This window comes from Lyngbya sp. CCAP 1446/10 (assembly GCF_026130175.1).
GTDB lineage: Bacteria > Cyanobacteriota > Cyanobacteriia > Cyanobacteriales > Microcoleaceae > Microcoleus.
The window spans coordinates 24,643-41,525 of the sequence record NZ_JAIGNI010000051.1; the positions used below are offsets into that span (position 1 = coordinate 24,643).

The following is a 16,883-nucleotide window of genomic DNA, read 5'->3' on the forward strand; positions in this document are numbered from 1 at the left end:
CAAATGATACAGTGCGATCGCCAGATCACTCGCGATCTCCTCGCGATCGGGGACGATCGCACTCTGGTATAATTCCAATGTCAGCGGATTTGATCTGAAACAGCCCGCGACACAAAAAAATCGGGGCGATTCCAGATTATCTTAGAACCACCCCAATTACAGATTTCCAACTTTAGATTCAACCTAAAATCTCAAATCTAAAACCTAAAATTAATTAGGCAATAGTTGCCATCTTGACATCGCTGTTAGCCAACAAATTTTGCAATTCATCAGCATCCACAGTTTCCTTATCAACTAGCATCTCTGCTAAAGCGTTCAGGACGTGGCGATTGCCAACCAGTACATCTTTAGCGCGCAGATAAGCTTGCTCTACCAACAAACGCACTTCATCGTCGATGGTGGCTGCGGTTTCTTCAGAAAAGTCCCGTTCGGCCATGATATCGCGACCCATGAACATATTCCCTTGTTGGCGACCGAGAGCTACAGGGCCGAGCCGATCGCTCATACCGAAGCGAGTTACCATTTGTCGTGCTACTCTTGCCACTTGCTGCAAGTCATTGGAAGCGCCAGTCGTGACTTCTTCCTCGCCGAAGACAATCTCTTCAGCAATGCGGCCGCCCAAAGCTACCGCCATTTGATTTTGCAAGTAAGAGCGAGAATACAAGCCAGAATCCATCCGATCTTCGCTCGGTGTGAACCAAGTCAAACCGCCAGCGCGGCCGCGGGGGATAATGCTAATTTTCTGAACGGGGTCGTAATCGGGCATCAAAGCACCAACTAAAGCGTGACCGGCTTCGTGGTAAGCTACCAAAGTTTTGCGCTTTTCGCTCATCACGCGGTCTTTCTTTTCTGGGCCTGCGAGCACGCGGTCGATCGCATCATTGACTTCATCCATCGAGACTTCGGTCAAGTTGCGACGGGCGGCCAAAATTGCCGATTCATTCAGCAGGTTAGCCAAATCGGCACCTGTGAAACCCGGTGTCCGGCGGGCGATTTTTTCCAAGTCCACGTCTTTTGACAAGGTTTTGCCGCGGGCGTGAACGTTGAGAATTTCCAGGCGGCCGGAGAAGTCGGGGCGATCGACCACAACTTGGCGATCGAAACGGCCCGGACGCAGCAGCGCAGCATCCAGCACGTCGGGGCGGTTTGTAGCAGCAATCAAAATGATCCCTGTATTGCCCTCAAAACCGTCCATTTCGGTCAGCAACTGGTTCAGGGTTTGTTCCCGTTCGTCGTTACCACCGCCCAAACCAGCTCCCCGCTGGCGGCCTACCGCGTCAATTTCATCGATAAATACGATGCAAGGAGCGTTAGTTTTAGCTTGTTCAAACAAGTCGCGGACGCGGGAAGCACCGACACCCACGAACATTTCGACAAATTCTGAACCGGAAATCGAGAAGAAGGGAACGCCAGCTTCTCCAGCAACTGCCTTGGCGAGCAGAGTTTTGCCTGTTCCGGGAGGGCCCACTAGCAGTACGCCTTTGGGGATTTTTGCTCCGACTGCGGTGAAGCGATCGGCATTTTTCAGGAAGTCTACGACTTCGGCGAGTTCTAGCTTGGCTTGTTCGATGCCGGCTACGTCTCCGAATGTCACCTGAGTTTGAGGTTCCATTTGAACTCTAGCTTTGGATTTGCCGAAGTTCATGGCTTGGTTTCCGGGCCCGTTTTGGGCGCGCCGCACCAGGAAAAACAGTCCTACCAAGAGCAGGATCGGGAAGAACAGGCTGCTGAGGGCTTTTACCCAGAAGCCTTCGTCGTTTTGGGGCAGAACTGAAATGTCTACGTTGTTTTTGGTCAGGATGTTGATCAGTTCGGGGTCATTCGGCAGGTTGACGAGTACCTTGTTGCCGTCTTGAGCCGTTACGAGGGCTTTGCTGCGATCGGAACTGATATTTATTTTGTCTACTCTCTTGCCTTCGACTTCCTGAATGAATTGGCTGTACTTCCAAACTTCCCTACTTGGGGGCTGTTTGTCAAAAAATGCGGTTGCTAGGGCAATGACTACAATAGCCAGCAGTGCGTACAGTCCAGCGTTTCTCCACCGTTTATTCACCGAGGTCGATCCTCCTAATTATTTAGTCCCTACAGTTCGGGATTTTTTATTTATGTTCATCAATCTTAACGTAATTGTAACTTGTTTTTGTGTGGGCGGAATCCCGGCAAGGGCGATCGCTTGTCTGAGGTGGTGGAAACCGAACGTGGCTTTACTGCGTCAGGTGATGGGATGCTTTCCTCGCAAAAGGTAAATTTTTGATTACACGATCAAGTTATTTTTGTCAAGTGCATCACAACAGGCGATCGCTGACTGTGCTGTTTTGGCAGCCGACTTGGCCTATAACTATGAAGAAGTTTTGGAGTTACAGGATCGCGATCGGCTGTTTACCTATATATATAGGAAATCACTCAAAAAAGTTAAGCCACAGACCTTCGGCATCCTCTAAAATATCCTGTAAAAGGTTAAAACTCCTGAATAATCATTCAACTAAACTCTGACTTTTGACTTTCATGTTGCAGCAATAAAAAAGGAATTTAAAACAATGGCAATTAAATCATCAATGGCAATAGATTTTATTCGTAACTTTGTTCAACCTGGAGAGCTTGTTTTTGATGTGGGGGCAAATATAGGGCAAAAAGCTGATGTCTATGCTGCCGCTGGGGCGAAAGTAATCTGCTTTGAACCACAGCCAAATTGTGTCAACATCCTGACCGAAAAATACCAGAATAATCAAAATATCGCCATCGTTAATAAGGGGTTGGCGGAACAAGCGGGAACGATGGAGCTTTCAGTATGTAATGATGCGAATTACATATCAACTTTTTCTAAAAAATGGCAAACCGGACGTTTTGCTAACTACCAATGGAATGAAACTGTTAGCGTAGAAGTTACTACCTTAGATGAGATGATCGAAGTGTGGGGACGACCACATTTTTGTAAAATAGATGTAGAAGGCTTCGAGTATCAAGTATTAAAGGGACTATCTACACCAATTCCTTATATATCATTTGAGTTTGCCATAGAATTTATTGACGATACAAAAAAGTGCATAAACCACCTGAAAACTCTCGGCTATAAGCTTTTTAATTTTGCCAATGGCGAACAAACTAATTTAGTATTTCCTGAATGGGTTTCCGAGGAACGCCTTGTCAAGTACCTAGAATCTAGCAATGACTCCTTACTGTGGGGAGATATTTATGCTAAATTCGAGGCAAATCAACATCATATTTCTGGTGGTGGAAAAGCTAAAGATAGCAGCAATGAAGTGATAGCAACAAAAGGATATCTCAACTTACAGAAACTTTGTCAGGAACACTCGATTACCCCGCGCGGTCTGATTCACATCGGAGCCCATGAAGGGCAAGAAATGAAGGAATATCAAGCGATGGGCGTGCCAAAAGTGCTGTTCATAGAGGCTAACCCTTCTGTCTTTGAAAGATTGAAACAGAATATAGCTGGACTTCCTAATGTGTGGGCGGCAAATTGCGCTGTCAGCAACGAAAATGGCACAGTCAATCTGCGCGTAAATTCCCACGATATGAGCAGCAGCATTCTGCCCCTGAAGCTGCATAAAGATATTTACCCCGGAATGGTAGAGGTAAATCAAGTTACCGTCATCTCGAAAACTCTAGACGCACTTCTGGAACAAAGCCCCTTCACTTCAGCCGATTTTAATATCATTAATATTGATATTCAAGGGGCAGAACTTTTGGCTTTTCAAGGCGCAGTCGAGACTTTGAAATATATAGACGCAATTATCACAGAAGTTAATCGCGAAGAACTTTATGAAGGGTGCGCGTTAATTGACCAAATTGATGATTTTCTCTCATCCTACGGCTTTCAACGAGTAGCGATGGCCAATCCTTCCCATCCATCTTGGGGAGATGCTTTTTATGTCAAAAAACCACTTCCGAGTCAAGATGCGGGTAATTTTAGTTCGAGTGGCTTGTCTGTAAATGAGATAAACAATACCATCATCGTAACCAGCATAGCACCGGGAAATATTGAGAATCAGCGGGCTGCTGTTGAAAGCTGGCGAGCTCTGGGATTTTCGCCTGTTTCGCTCAATACCCCTGAAGAAATTAGCCAACTACAGCCCATCTATGCCAATGTTACTTTTCAGGCTGTCAACCGCGATGCACGGGTCGAAGCGGGAAGACCGCTAGTGTATCTTGATGATATGTTTGCATATTTGCGCGATCGCCCTACAAAAATCTGCGGCATAGTCAACTCAGACATCCGCCTGAAAGCTGGTGACGATTTTCTCGCCTTAATCTGCAAAGAAGCGGAAAATTCCATAGTTTTCGGTTCGCGAGTCGATGTCGAGACATCTGAAAACACAGAGGGGAAAGTTTACGCTCAGGGATTTGATTTCTTCTTCTTTGACAAACAACTGTTAGAACAGTTTCCCACTTCCCAATTTAGTTTAGGTCTTCCCTGGTGGGATTTGTGGATACCGCTTACCGCTCATCAGAAAAATCTCAATCTGAAATATCTTGCTAGTCCAGTTGCCTATCATATCAAACATCAGGTCAATTACATCAACAACTTTTGGCAAACAAAAGGAATTCACTTCACGCAGTTTTTCGATCTAAATTTGTCGCGCCAATTTGAACAACTGTTGGCGAACGACAATAGCCGTTTGCAAAGCGAACTGACGAATGTTGCAGTTCAATTCATGACTTTAATTGACAAACAGACGCCAAAAATTCAATATGAAACAAAAGATGTCACTGCTCAAGTTTCAGATTCATTAAAAGTATCCGCCATAGTTTCTACTTACAACTCAGAAAACTTTATTCGCGGATGTCTGGAAGACCTGATAAACCAAACCCTGTACCAAAAAGGCGCACTGGAAATCATTGTCATTGACAGCAATTCCCAACAGAATGAAGGAGCAGTAGTTCGGGAGTTTCAAGGAAAATATCCTAACATAATTTACTGCCGGATACCAGAGCGAGAAACGATTTATGCGGCTTGGAATAGAGGCATCCAAATGTCGAGAGGGCGATACATTACTAATGCTAACGCCGACGACAGACACCGCCCCGACGCATTGGAAATCATGGCTAATTATTTGGAATCGCAACCAGAAACTGCCCTGGTTTACGGAGATCAATTAATTACAAATTTTGTTAATGATACTTGGGCGGCGACGCAATCTAAAACGCGGTGGAATTGGCCGGAATTTTCCTATGGGGAACTGGAAAAGCGCTGCATTACGGGTTCTCAGCCGATGTGGAGAAAATCTCTGCATGAAAAACATGGCTATTTCCGAGCAGAATTGACTGCGGCTGGCGATTACGAATTTTGGCTGCGGATTGGCAAAACAGAAAATATGTGCCGCATCCCGGAAGCGATCGGGCTTTACTACCACAACGAACAAGGTTTAGAATATGGTTCAGGGCGATCGCAACAAGAAACGCTTAAGATATGGAATGAATACGGCATCATCCGCCGAGGTGTCAAACCCGCCACTACCGTCCCCGTTGCCATCTCTCCATCACAGCTAAATGCCATGCCCTACCGCACGTCCGAACCAGCACTCGTCAGCATCATCATCCCCTGCTACAACCACGCAAATCTACTCAGAGAAGCCGTAGAGAGTGTTGCCAATCAAACCTATCAAAATTGGGAGTGCATAATTGTCAACGACGGTAGCACCGATGATACCAGCAACTTCGCAAACTATTTAATTCAATTGTATCCTCAAAAAGCGCTGCGCCTCATCGATAAACCCAACACGGGGCCCGCTGATTCGAGAAATGTTGGCGTGCAGCAATCGTCAGGAAAATTGATTTTATTCCTGGATGCTGATGATAAAATTCATCCCAAATTTATAGAGGAGTGCGTTGAAGTTTTATCAGCAAAACCGAATGTGGGCTTTGTCTATACAGATGTGCAGCACTTCGGGGCAAACTGCGATTTAGTCAACCACGGCGACTTTGAACCCAATAAATTTTTGAGAGACAATCAAGCCCCCGCTACTTCCTTATTTAGAAAAGAAATTTACGAGCAAGTAGGCGGCTTGAAAAAAGTGATGAAGCTGGGATGCGAAGACTGGGAATTTTGGATTTCTGCCTATGAAAAAGGCTGGTTAGGCTATCGTTTACCTCAGCCTTACCTATACTATAGGCAACATGGCGACGGCTCTAGCAGAACCCAAAGGATGGCGGGAGAACGCCCAAAATTAGACTTGATGAGAGCTACAATTGTTCGCCTGCACTCTCAACTTTATAAACCCGAAGAAGTTCGTTGGTCAGAACAAATTTTGCAGCAACACGGCAACTTGATTGCTGATGAATTAGCTCAAGTTATTAAACCAGAACAATTCTTAGCTTCCCTTCCTCAATACTTGGGAGATTACCAAAAAGACCAAACTAATCAAGTTGCTTTGGCTAACATCCGCGACTGCCGCCGACAACTTGCCGATTATTTGGTGAATCTACCCGCAGAAAAACTAGAAACTGCCTACTCCGGCGATGCAGGTAAGGCACATCAAATGCTGCTCAACAGCACTATCAAATATGAAGCACTAACAGATGCCGAACAGAGTTTGATAGCTCAACTAGCAGCACATATATCCCAGGGAATTAAAACTCTCAAAGATGTTAACTACTTACTAGCAGCCGCTCTTTACCGTCGGGCTGACCAGTTGTTGCTGAAGTATGAAAACGCAGCTATACCCAATTGGTTTGTCAACGACTATCTCAAATTTATGTTTGCGGCGCCGACGCTATTTCAAGAACTAGGAGAGGCTGACAATTATTGCCACTATGTGCAGGGATGGGTTAGTTACGTACACCGCAATATATTCCAAAACCAAAATTCACAAGTTTGGCAGGAAATTGCCTGGTTTTTCACTCAAAGCGCTAACTTCATCCCTCTATACTTCAATAGCGAAAATCTCAAAGAAATATACAGGAAGCGGGCAGATATTATTGAATTTGCCATGAAAAATCGCGGGGCTGCGATTGATTGCATTTTTCCGGCAAGGTCTGCAAACAGACAGAAAATTCGGGTCGGAGTTCTGACTAAACATTTCGGGGCGATGACGGAAACTTTCGCCACTTTGCCTGCTTTTGAATATCTCAACCGAGAGCAATTTGAGATTATTTTGTACGCTATCAATCTCGATGGGAATAAACTAGAACAGTATTGCCAGAGTCGCGCTGACAGACTGGTGCAACTGTCGAATGATTTGCCAACTCAAGTTCAGACAATCCGCGCTGATGATTTAGATATTCTGCTGATTGCTACCAATATTACTGCTGTAACTCATCCCATTAGTTTACTAGCACTGCATCGACTGGCGCGGGTACAAACTACTTGTTTTAATTCTCCTGTCACGACGGGAATGCGCCACATTGACTATTATATTGCTGGTAAGTTGATGGAGCCGACAATTGAGGGACGCACGCATTATCGGGAGGAATTAGTAACTGTTGATGGGCTTGGTTGCTGTTTTAGCTATACTCTCGAACCTTATACTCCTAATGTTCAACTGACTAGAAATAGCCTGGGTATTTCTGAGGAATCGGTTGTGTTTGTTTCGAGTGCGAATTTGTATAAGTTGGTGCCGGAGTTAAGGGAAACTTGGGCAAAAATTCTGGCGGCTGTTCCTAATTCTCTGCTGTTTTTAATGCCTTTTGGCCCTAGCTGGACTAATTATTATCCAGGGGCGGCTTTTGTGAATAATCTGCAAGGGGTTTTGGCTAAGTATGGGGTTGAGAGTCAGCGTTTGCGGGTGTTGAAGGCTTTTCCTAATCGTGCGGATGTTAAGGAAGTTTTGAAGTTGGGTGATGTTTATTTGGATTCTTATCCCTATGCGGGGACTACTTCTCTGGTTGATCCGCTGGAGGTTGGATTGCCAACTGTTGTTCGGGATGGTGATACTTTACGATCGCGCATGGGAGCGGCTGTGGTACGATCGCTCTTGATGCCAGATTTAATCGCCCATGACGAAGCATCCTACATTCAGCTAGCCGTTACCCTCGGCACTAACCCACAACTGCGCCAGCAAAAACGGCAGGAAATTCAGCAAAAAATGCAAGCCAATCCCCCCTGTTTTGACAGTGTTGCATATTCAGGGGCGATCGCAAAATTATTCCAAAAACTCTTTAGCAACTGGCAAAGCAGCCACCTAGAAGCCTCGCACAGCTTGCAGGCTAGCATTCCCAAGCAGCCAGATTTGAGCGAGATTCTCTCAAATAACGTCCAGCTTTACCAAAGAAACTCATCAAACATCTCAGCAATATCCGAACTGCGTCAAATCCGCAAACAAATCGCTGATTTTTGGCTGAGCATTCCCGCCGAAAATCTGGAAGCAACCTACAAAAGTGCGCCCGGTAAAAGCTATCAAATTCTGCTGACTAGCGGCTTTCAACATCAAGCCATGATGGAAAGCGAACAAATAATTTTGCAGCAATTAACGCAGATTAGCAAAGGATTAGTGCATCCCAAAGCTGTCAATGCCTTGCTGGCGGCGATGCTGTATTTCCCACCGGGAACCATGCGCATTCCCGACGCTCGCAACCGCTTGCCACACTGGTTAATTGGGGATTATGAACAAGTTTTTGAGACTGAATCCGCCGTCAAGTCTGATTCAAGTTCTGACTTGCTAGCTCAATACATTCAATCCCCACAATTTGCGAATCAACTGTTAGGATGCGTCAATCTTTACCGCATTGATTCGTCTGACGAATCGGTAGTTTTGGAACTCCGCCAAATCCGCAAACAACTGGCTGATTTTTGGCAGAATGTCCCTTCAGACAAACTCGAAACTTTTTACCGAGGCGAAGTTCGCAAAGGATATCAAGCAATACTTAGCTGCGGCTTGCAAGCAGAATCAATGACTGAAGCCGAACAGAAGTTTTTGCAGCAATTGACCGAAACTAGCAAAGGGTTAGTGCATTCTCAAGCTATCAATGCTTTGCTGGGTGGAATGTTGTATTTTTTCCCTGGAAAAATGCGGGTTCCCGACGCTCGCACCCGCTTGCCGCAGTGGTTGATTGAGGATTACGAAAAGGTGTTTGAGAGCGCATTTCTGGCAACAGAACAAACCATTGTCAACCAAGATTATTTGCCGCAGTTTCTCAATCAATTAAATGCTGCCGTGAATCTTTATGAAATTGATCCGACAGCAGAAATGGTAATAGTAGATTTGCGGCAAATTCGCAAGCAAATTGCTGATTTGTGGCTGAGTCTTTCTGCCGAGCAAGTGGAACTTTTGTATCGGAGTGATTTTGGCAAGGGTTACAAAGCAATGCTCGGCAGCGGGTTTATTAATGAGCCGCTGAATGAGAGTGAACGCGCGTTTTTTAATTCGTTGGTTGCTGAGTTGAGTAAGGGGTTTGGAACGCCTAAGGCTGTACATAATTTGTTGGCGGCGATGCTGTTTTGTCGTGCTGGGCAGTTGCAAGTTCAGGATGCGAATAGTTGTTTGCCTGAGTGGTTGTTTGAGGATTATGAGCAGTTTGTTGGGGGTCCGGTTAAGGTGGCTGTTGGGTGATTGAGGTCGCACTTTTTGAGATTTGGGATTAGTTGTTAGTCTCAAATCTCAGGTTAATTAAAATTTCGGGCGGGCTAGAAGCCCACCCCACAATGTTTTTTTCTTGTGGGATGGGCTTCTAGCCCGTCCTAGTTATTTTTGCAATTCAAGTCTATTCAATTCAAGACGAGTTCTGGATGTTGTGGCTCAAATAAGGGGCGTGTTACTTGGCGCAGGAGGACTGTTTCTAAGCTGCCTTCTATTACGTTTGCTGCTTCTATTTCTAATTCGCCCCACAAGAATCGATCGCCCTGAGCGGGCATTTTACCCAAAGTGTGTATCACAAATCCGGCGATTGTTTGGTAAGCTTGGTTGGTCGGCAGGTTTAATCCGAGTTTTTCGTTAACTGCTGTTACTTCCCAGACGCCTGAAATTAGTGCTGAATGAGCATCTTTTTCCACGATTGTTGCTTCGGAAGGTGACAGCAGCGGTTCGGACTTTTTACTGGTAATCCCATCTGTCAGCAGCCGCACAGTACCGTTGAGAATTGCTAGCAGCGGCCACAGTATTTTTGAGCAGATTTCTAGGGCGGGCATTAGCAGCAAAGCGGTGCGTTCTGGGGCGTGGGTTGCTAATACTTTGGGGATGAGTTCTCCTAATACTATCTCGACGTAAGTTACTAAGATAAAAGCTGCGGGAATTGCGATCGAATGAGCGCTCAACATGGCGGGTAAATGACCGATCGGCAATTTGTCGATCCACGGCTCGATCCAGTGTACAGTCGCACTCTCGCCCAACCAACCTAACAGCAAGCTCCCTGCCGTTGTGCCTGTTTGAGTCACCGACAGGTAATGCGGTATGTTCTTCTGCGCTTGGTGGACGAGTTCGGCGGTTTGGGCGGTTGGGCGATCGCGCAAGTGAGCAAGTTGGCGGATTTGATGGCGATCGGCTGATACTAATGCTAATTCTGCCGCCACAAAAAACGCGATTAAAAGTGTTAAGCCCAGTAACATTGCTAATCTCAGCAGTGTTTGGGCGACTTCTATTTCCAGGCAAGCAAGGTTGTTCAAAATAGATAAATAATACGATAGATATTTTTGACTAATACGTTTATTTTAGCTGTCGATTCAGATAGATTGACTGCCTCACATATCGGATATCCGCACTACCCGTATTCGTAGGGTGCGCAATGCGCACCTTACCGTACAAGTTATGAACTCTTTGTCTTCTCTTAAGCTATTCTGCATGAAAAATTATTTTTATGGACGGACTAGAAGTCCATCCCACAGGAGTTTTAAGCAACAGAATTGTTAAAATTAGATGCGCGTCACCTTATCTAGCTGAGTGGAACAGACGGGACGCCTGTTCTCCTTGGCGGTTCCTAAAAAAAACAATCCAATTCACAAAACCAGAACTAATTGCTGTCTCAACTCTCCGTTACCTCCCGCAGCGAATCAATTTCCGTAAAAGTCTCCTCCGGATCGGACTTCAACCCGCCTTGAATGTAATTCAACTTCACTTCTTCTAACAAATCCGACAGCAGCGACTGCAATTCCCCGAGAGTTTTTTCATCTTGCAATTCCCGCCGCAAACTTTGATTGAATTCTTGGCTGAAATTATCAATAATTTTTCGCCCTTTATCATCTTCGTAAGTAGTTGCTACCACATCAACCGCAGTTTGAGCTAAATAATTCGCTAGCTGTTCGGTCATTTCCTTAGGCAGAATATTAATCGGCGAGAAAGTTTGCAGGAGTTGATAAAAATCCGATTGTTTGATGGTTGTTTCCAGATTGTGGTGCAGCAATTCTTCCAAACCCGGTTGCACCTGCGGCAAAACTTTGTAAATTGTCAGTTCCAAAATCCGGTTGGTAATTTGTTCGATCGTATTTTCCTGATTGACGTGAAGGTAGGTCTGCTGCGGTTCCAGCAGTACCCGCGCTGCGTCGCCTTGTTCGATCGAACTTTGAGCTTGATTGATAAACCGCACCATCATGTATTCCGACATCGTATCGGCTAAATAAGCCACCGGTTCGTAGGTAATTTGAGCAATGGCGCGATCGAGATTCACCAAACCCGACTTGTGGAGGCGCACCAACACAGGCAGAATCCGCCACCCGTACCAAATCGGAATCAACAGAAACACCTCGTACCAGCGCCTCAGCACAAAATTAGACCAACTTACCCCCGGTTTGCGGCGGGTGTGGAACAGACTTTTAATCAAAAATTCCGCCCAAAAAAAGGCGATAAACCACGCATCAATTCGCCAAAACTGGTCAGCATTTGGCAAAGATTCGGGATTTGGCAAACTAGAATTAATACCTTTAATCGGGTCGTAAATTTTAACTATACCCGGCAAATAGCTCTGATAAATAGGGCGCAACTGAAGGTAACTGAAATGAAAAATCACCAGCAAGAAGTTTGCCACCGCTACTAATGTGCTCAGTTTTGCCCAGGACACTGATTTTTTTGACACTTGTACATCGGTGCTGTTAACAGTTGTGTTGGAATCTGACATCATAGTAATTTTCTGAGTTTGCTAATCGATAAATCTATCTTGTGGCTGAGGCTGAAAAACTCCTAAACTATTATAATCCCTTGGTAAAGCATAAGTATAAGGAAACCAAAGGTCGTGAACTTAAAGACAGTCATATCGCTGCTCAAAGAAACTTTTACTCAATGGCAAAAAGATAAAGCACCCACCCTAGCCGCCGCCCTAGCCTATTACACAGTCTTCTCCCTCGCTCCGCTGCTAATTATCGTAATTGCGATCGCGGGTTTAGTCTTTGGTGCAGACGCAGCCCAAGGTCAAATCGTCACCCAACTCCAAAGTCTAATCGGCAAAGATGGCGCCCAAACCGTCCAAGAATTGATCCTCAAAGCCTCCGAACCCAAGTCGGGAATGATTGCTACTTTAGTCGGCGTCGCTACACTTTTGTGGGGCGCTTCCAACGTATTTACTAATCTTAAAGAAGCCCTCAATACTATTTGGAATGTTTCACCGCCTCCCGGACGTGGCATCTGGGGCTTTTTGCAAGACCGCGTATTGTCTTTTGCAATGATTTTGGGCATAGGCTTTTTACTGCTAGTATCTTTAGTAATTAGCGCCGTTTTAGCAGCAGTCAGTTATTGGTTGAACGGCTTGCTACAGTTGCCAGTCGGTATTTGGCAGATTGTGGACTTTGCTATCTCCTTTGGTGTAGTTACGCTGCTGTTTGCCTTGATTTACAAACTTTTGCCCGATGTCGATCTTGCTTGGAATGATGTGTGGATCGGCGCCGCCATCACTTCAGTGCTGTTTACGATCGGCAAATCCCTAATTGGAATTTACCTGGGAGGTAGCGGTATTGCCTCTACCTACGGTGCTGCGGGATCGTTCGTGATTATCCTGCTTTGGATTAATTATTCCGCTCAAATTCTCTTCTTAGGCGCCGAGTTTACGCAAGTTTGGGCTAATCGATACGGCTCCAAAATGCGAAGTTCGCGAAATAATACCATGCACGAAAATGAGGAATCCTCCACGCGCAAACATCGGAACAATTCTTAACATTAAAAAGATGCAGTAACACATAAGCCAGAAGGCGCAAGGAAAGAAAAATTTTGAATGTAATTTAGCTTTCTTTTCGATCGCCCTGTAAAGTTCTATCTTTAGGAAGATTTACTTCTGATTTCTCTACATCTCAAACTATTTCTCCCGAAAGGTAACAATTCTACCTTCGACTGACGGAAGCACCTCGAACAGCAAGCTGAAAGCAGGTTCGAGTTTGACACCGGCGCGAATCAGGGAAATTTAGTTTACCCTTGTTCATTTCTATTTAGATTATCTAGAGTTGGATCTGTTGCACGTATCTGTCAGCAGAAGGAAGTCGGCTGTCAATTTCCCCCCGGAAAGTTATCCCTGAAGGATGATTTATCGATCGCCTATTTTGATTTTAATTAAAATTAGATTTAACCTTGCAATCCTCACGTAGTAGCCAAAAGAGCACTTTCAATCTGCAAGTTTTTTTAAAATTTTGGTAAATAATCATGATTTCATTAACAAAAAAACGCATCGCCCTGATCTCGGTACACGGCGATCCGGCTGTGGAAATTGGCAAAGAAGAAGCGGGCGGGCAAAATGTTTACGTGCGTCAAGTAGGAGAAGCTCTGGCGAAACAGGGGTGGCAAGTTGATATGTTCACCCGATCGTCCGATCGCCAACAAGCAAGGATTGTACAGCACAGTCGCAATTGCCGGACAATTCGGCTAGTAGCAGGGCCACAAGAATTTATTCCCCGCGACGAACTTTTCGGATATTTGCCGATTTTTGTTCACGAATTTCAGAAGTTTCAGTTAGAGTCAGGCTTTCAATATCCCTTAGTTCACACGAATTACTGGCTGTCTTCTTGGGTGGGAATGGAGTTGAAAAAATCCCAACCCCTGCGACAAGTTCACACTTATCATTCTTTGGCAGCAGTTAAATATAAGTCGGTTACGACAATTCCGATGATTGCCAAAACCAGGCTGCAAGTGGAAAAAACACTTCTGGAAACAGCCGATCGCGTAGTGGCTACCAGTCCCCAAGAAAGAGAACACATGAGGTCTCTGGTGTCCTCAAAAGGCAATATTGAGATCATTCCCTGCGGTACCGAGATTGAGCGGTTTGGGTCGATCGGGCGATCGGCCGCCCGCCAGCAGTTGGGAATAGCACCGGAAACCAAAGTCGTGCTGTACGTCGGCCGTTTTGACCACCGCAAAGGCATCGAAACCTTAGTCCGCGCCGTCAGTCTGTCAGCGCTGCGAGGCAAAGGCGATTTAAAACTAATTATCGGTGGCGGCTGGCGTGAGGGCGAATGCGACGGTAAAGAGCGCGATCGGATCGGCAGCATAGTTCAAGAATTAGGCTTAAGCGACATTACCAGTTTTCCCGGTGGCTTGAGTCGAGACATTCTCCCCGCCTACTACGCCGCCGCCGATGTCTGCGTCATTCCCAGCCATTACGAACCCTTCGGTTTAGTCGCCATTGAAGCGATGGCCTGCCGCACGCCCGTAGTCGTCTCCGACGTGGGAGGGCTGAAATATACCGTAGTGCCGCGACAAACCGGTTTACTGGCGCCACCGAAAAATGAAGCGCTGTTTGCAAGTGCGATCGATCGGCTGTTAGTTGACTCAGTATGGCGCCAGCAACTCGGACAAGCAGGCCGAGTGCGCGTCCAAACCTATTTCAGTTGGGACGGTGTAGCCTCCCAACTAGGTCAACTTTACACTCAACTGCTCGAAAAAGCGGCGATGAAACTTGACCCCGTGAGCGCTTAGTAGTATCACTTAGTATGGTTGAAGCCAGTTTCCCTCGATCCCTGTTCCTATCATCCGTTCTAACTGGGAATCTTCAACTAGAAGTGATATCAGGAGGTACTCTTGTACGCACCAGAACATCTGGGAAGCTATCTGCAACCCATTTCAGACATCGAGCTAATTCGCCTGTGGGTCGATCGCAAATCCCCTCGCAGCAAGAGTTTTAGTTGGCAGACGGCTAACAGTTTTCAGCGGTTTGTAGAAAAACCGCTCGCAGAAGTGACTCTGACAGATGTCCAGACTTTCGCCACAGCGATGAGGGCTCGCAAACTTCCACCTCGTTTCTACAAACAAACCTTGCTAGCCTTGAAATCGCTGTTCGCCTTCGGCCAGCAAACAGGAATCTTACCCGCAGCCATTCCCCTGCACGGGTGGCCGATGCGACAGCGCAGCCAGCATTCCAAACGCCTCCGTTTGAGGCTGGGGTGGAGTTTGTGCATTTGTTCGTGCTTTTTTTTGGGTAGAATGAGCCCGAAACTGTGGGGACAAACTGTCTCGGCAGAAATCTCGCCGCCTCCGAAAGGCGTGACTGTCTCGTCAGAAAGCTCTCGGACTTCGCCCCAAGCCTTGCCGAAAGTTCCAACTGGCGACTCACCAGACAAAGGAGAGGATAACATTGAGCGCGATCGAGTAAAAGCATTTCTCGACACCATTGCCACAGCCGAAGGCACTGCTGGTTCCGAGGGCTACCATACCCAGTACACCGGCACCAAATTTGACAGTTTCAGCGACCATCCCAGAGAAATGAGATGCGGCCGCCGCTACGGCAAAAAGCTGTGTTCCGACGCTGCGGGGCGGTATCAGTTTCTCAGCACAACTTGGGATAGATTTGCTAAAAAATTTAGCATCACCGATTTCAGCCCTCAAAATCAAGACTTTGTAGCTGTAGAGTTGATCCGAGAAAAAGGTGCTTTAGAAGATATAGAAGCGGGTAGATTGGAGCCAGCCATCAGAAAACTCGCCTACATCTGGCCTTCTTTTCGTCGTTTTGGCGGTTCAGTGGACTCGTCGATACCCAAACTGGAAAAAATGTACCTGCAAAATTTAGGGATTTACCGCCCAGGATTGGTTGTTAGCAATTAGTCATCGCAGTGAAAAGCCTGTAAATGGCAGGCAGGATGCCTACCCCACAAGAGTTTTTGGAGATAGCTATAAGTTGAGATTGGGGGAGTTATGGGTGATGTCTATTCTGTGGGAAGTTGTGGGAAGTTAAAAATTAGGCTAATTTTCCATCTTCCATGTTAACGATGCGATCGGCAGCAGCGAGGAATTTGATTGAAGAATTATGGAAATGCTATAAAGGGCGATCGCCCTTGATGGCTGCGATCGCCCTTGATGGCTGCGATCGCAGGTTTTAGTCAGGTGTTTTACCTAACCGTTCCCTCAATTCATCAGCCGATAGTTGGGGCAGTTGTTCTACAAGCAATGTCAATTCTGCCAGAGGCAATGCCAATAAATTATTGACGGCTGCTGGTAGAAGATCGCCCAATTCGGGCGATCGTACTTGCAAGACACTTTCCACCAACAATTTAACCGCAGATTCCCGCCCTGCATCATCAACTGTCAACATCGACAATCCCAGCAACAGCACAGTAAATTCCGCCGCAGGCAACTTGGATATTGGAGATAAAACAACTGTCATTTTTGGAGTTAATTCTCCAAATCTAACTACCAGAAAATTTTCTAAGATTAAGCGTTTTTGTTCTTGTCTACCTCTTTCTAAACCTTGTTCTAGTCCTCTTTCTAAGCCTTGTTCTAGTCCTCTTTCTAAGCCTCTTTCTAGTCCTCTTTCTAAGCCTCTTTCTAAGCCTTGTTCCAGCCCCTGTTCCAGCCCCTGTTCTATTCCATGTCGCTGCGCTGCTTCTAATTGTTCTTGAAAAAGTGGTGCTATCGCCATAATTAACTCCCGCTCTTCTGGCTCTAATTCCTGTTGGGTATCAGTTAGAGAGTCCCACAGAATAAATGATCCTATAATAACCGAAAGATAATTTCAGTGTGTAGCCTATCTTAATTTCTCTAAAATCTATCATGAAACTGACTGAGTACCTAAAATCTCTTTACATCACA

At 45.9% G+C, this 16,883-nt stretch carries 9 protein-coding genes; 5 read left to right on the forward strand and 4 right to left on the reverse strand.

Features of this window, described 5'->3' with window-relative positions; genetic code table 11:
• Positions 1-214: 214 nt before the first annotated feature.
• Positions 215-2,053 (reverse strand): ATP-dependent zinc metalloprotease FtsH3, encoded by a 1,839-nt coding sequence (ftsH3, locus tag K4039_RS19860; RefSeq protein ID WP_265237790.1) that lies wholly within the window; start codon positions 2,051-2,053, stop codon positions 215-217.
• Between the two features lie 220 nt (positions 2,054-2,273).
• Here ftsH3 and K4039_RS19865 point away from each other — a divergent pair, with 220 nt between their 5' ends.
• Complete coding sequence (locus tag K4039_RS19865; protein ID WP_265237791.1) at positions 2,274-2,441, forward strand: hypothetical protein; 168 nt, start codon at positions 2,274-2,276, stop codon at positions 2,439-2,441.
• A 96-nt stretch (positions 2,442-2,537) separates the two neighbouring features.
• Positions 2,538-9,506 carry an FkbM family methyltransferase gene (locus K4039_RS19870; RefSeq protein ID WP_265237792.1) on the forward strand — a complete coding sequence of 2,323 codons (6,969 nt, stop codon included), beginning with the start codon at positions 2,538-2,540 and terminating at the stop codon, positions 9,504-9,506.
• Between the two features lie 155 nt (positions 9,507-9,661).
• Here K4039_RS19870 and K4039_RS19875 read toward each other — a convergent pair whose 3' ends face one another.
• Positions 9,662-10,498, reverse strand: coding sequence for a CNNM domain-containing protein (locus tag K4039_RS19875; protein ID WP_265237793.1), 837 nt, complete (start codon positions 10,496-10,498; stop codon positions 9,662-9,664).
• Positions 10,499-10,911: 413 nt separating this feature from the next.
• The gene (locus K4039_RS19880; protein WP_265237794.1) at positions 10,912-12,003 is read right to left on the reverse strand and encodes a hypothetical protein; all 1,092 of its coding nucleotides are present in this window, start codon (positions 12,001-12,003) and stop codon (positions 10,912-10,914) included.
• Positions 12,004-12,114: 111 nt separating this feature from the next.
• On the opposite strand from K4039_RS19880, the gene K4039_RS19885 reads away from it, so the two are divergent.
• The 3 genes from K4039_RS19885 to K4039_RS19895 all read left to right on the forward strand — a co-directional run bounded on the left by K4039_RS19885 (position 12,115) and on the right by K4039_RS19895 (position 15,899).
• Positions 12,115-13,029, forward strand: a complete 915-nt coding sequence (locus K4039_RS19885; protein ID WP_265237796.1) for a YihY/virulence factor BrkB family protein — start codon at positions 12,115-12,117, stop codon at positions 13,027-13,029.
• Positions 13,030-13,508: 479 nt separating this feature from the next.
• Positions 13,509-14,777, forward strand: a complete 1,269-nt coding sequence (locus tag K4039_RS19890) for a glycosyltransferase (RefSeq protein ID WP_265237798.1) — start codon at positions 13,509-13,511, stop codon at positions 14,775-14,777.
• A 102-nt stretch (positions 14,778-14,879) separates the two neighbouring features.
• On the forward strand, positions 14,880-15,899 hold the full coding sequence (locus K4039_RS19895; protein WP_265237799.1) for a glycoside hydrolase family 104 protein: 1,020 nt from the start codon (positions 14,880-14,882) through the stop codon (positions 15,897-15,899).
• Positions 15,900-16,170: 271 nt separating this feature from the next.
• Here the strand turns inward: K4039_RS19895 and K4039_RS19900 are convergent, their stop codons facing one another.
• Positions 16,171-16,713, reverse strand: coding sequence for a hypothetical protein (locus K4039_RS19900; protein WP_265237801.1), 543 nt, complete (start codon positions 16,711-16,713; stop codon positions 16,171-16,173).
• Positions 16,714-16,883 lie beyond the last annotated feature (170 nt).

What these genes read in the sequence shown, in the direction of transcription:
- K4039_RS19870 (WP_265237792.1), top strand. Translation starts at nt 2,538, where the DNA reads ATGGCAATTAAATCATCAATGGCAATAGATTTTATTCGTAACTTTGTT.
- K4039_RS19875 (WP_265237793.1), bottom strand. Translation starts at nt 10,498, where the DNA reads ATGTTACTGGGCTTAACACTTTTAATCGCGTTTTTTGTGGCGGCAGAA.
- K4039_RS19880 (WP_265237794.1), bottom strand. Translation starts at nt 12,003, where the DNA reads ATGATGTCAGATTCCAACACAACTGTTAACAGCACCGATGTACAAGTG.
- K4039_RS19890 (WP_265237798.1), top strand. Translation starts at nt 13,509, where the DNA reads ATGATTTCATTAACAAAAAAACGCATCGCCCTGATCTCGGTACACGGC.
- K4039_RS19900 (WP_265237801.1), bottom strand. Translation starts at nt 16,713, where the DNA reads ATGGCGATAGCACCACTTTTTCAAGAACAATTAGAAGCAGCGCAGCGA.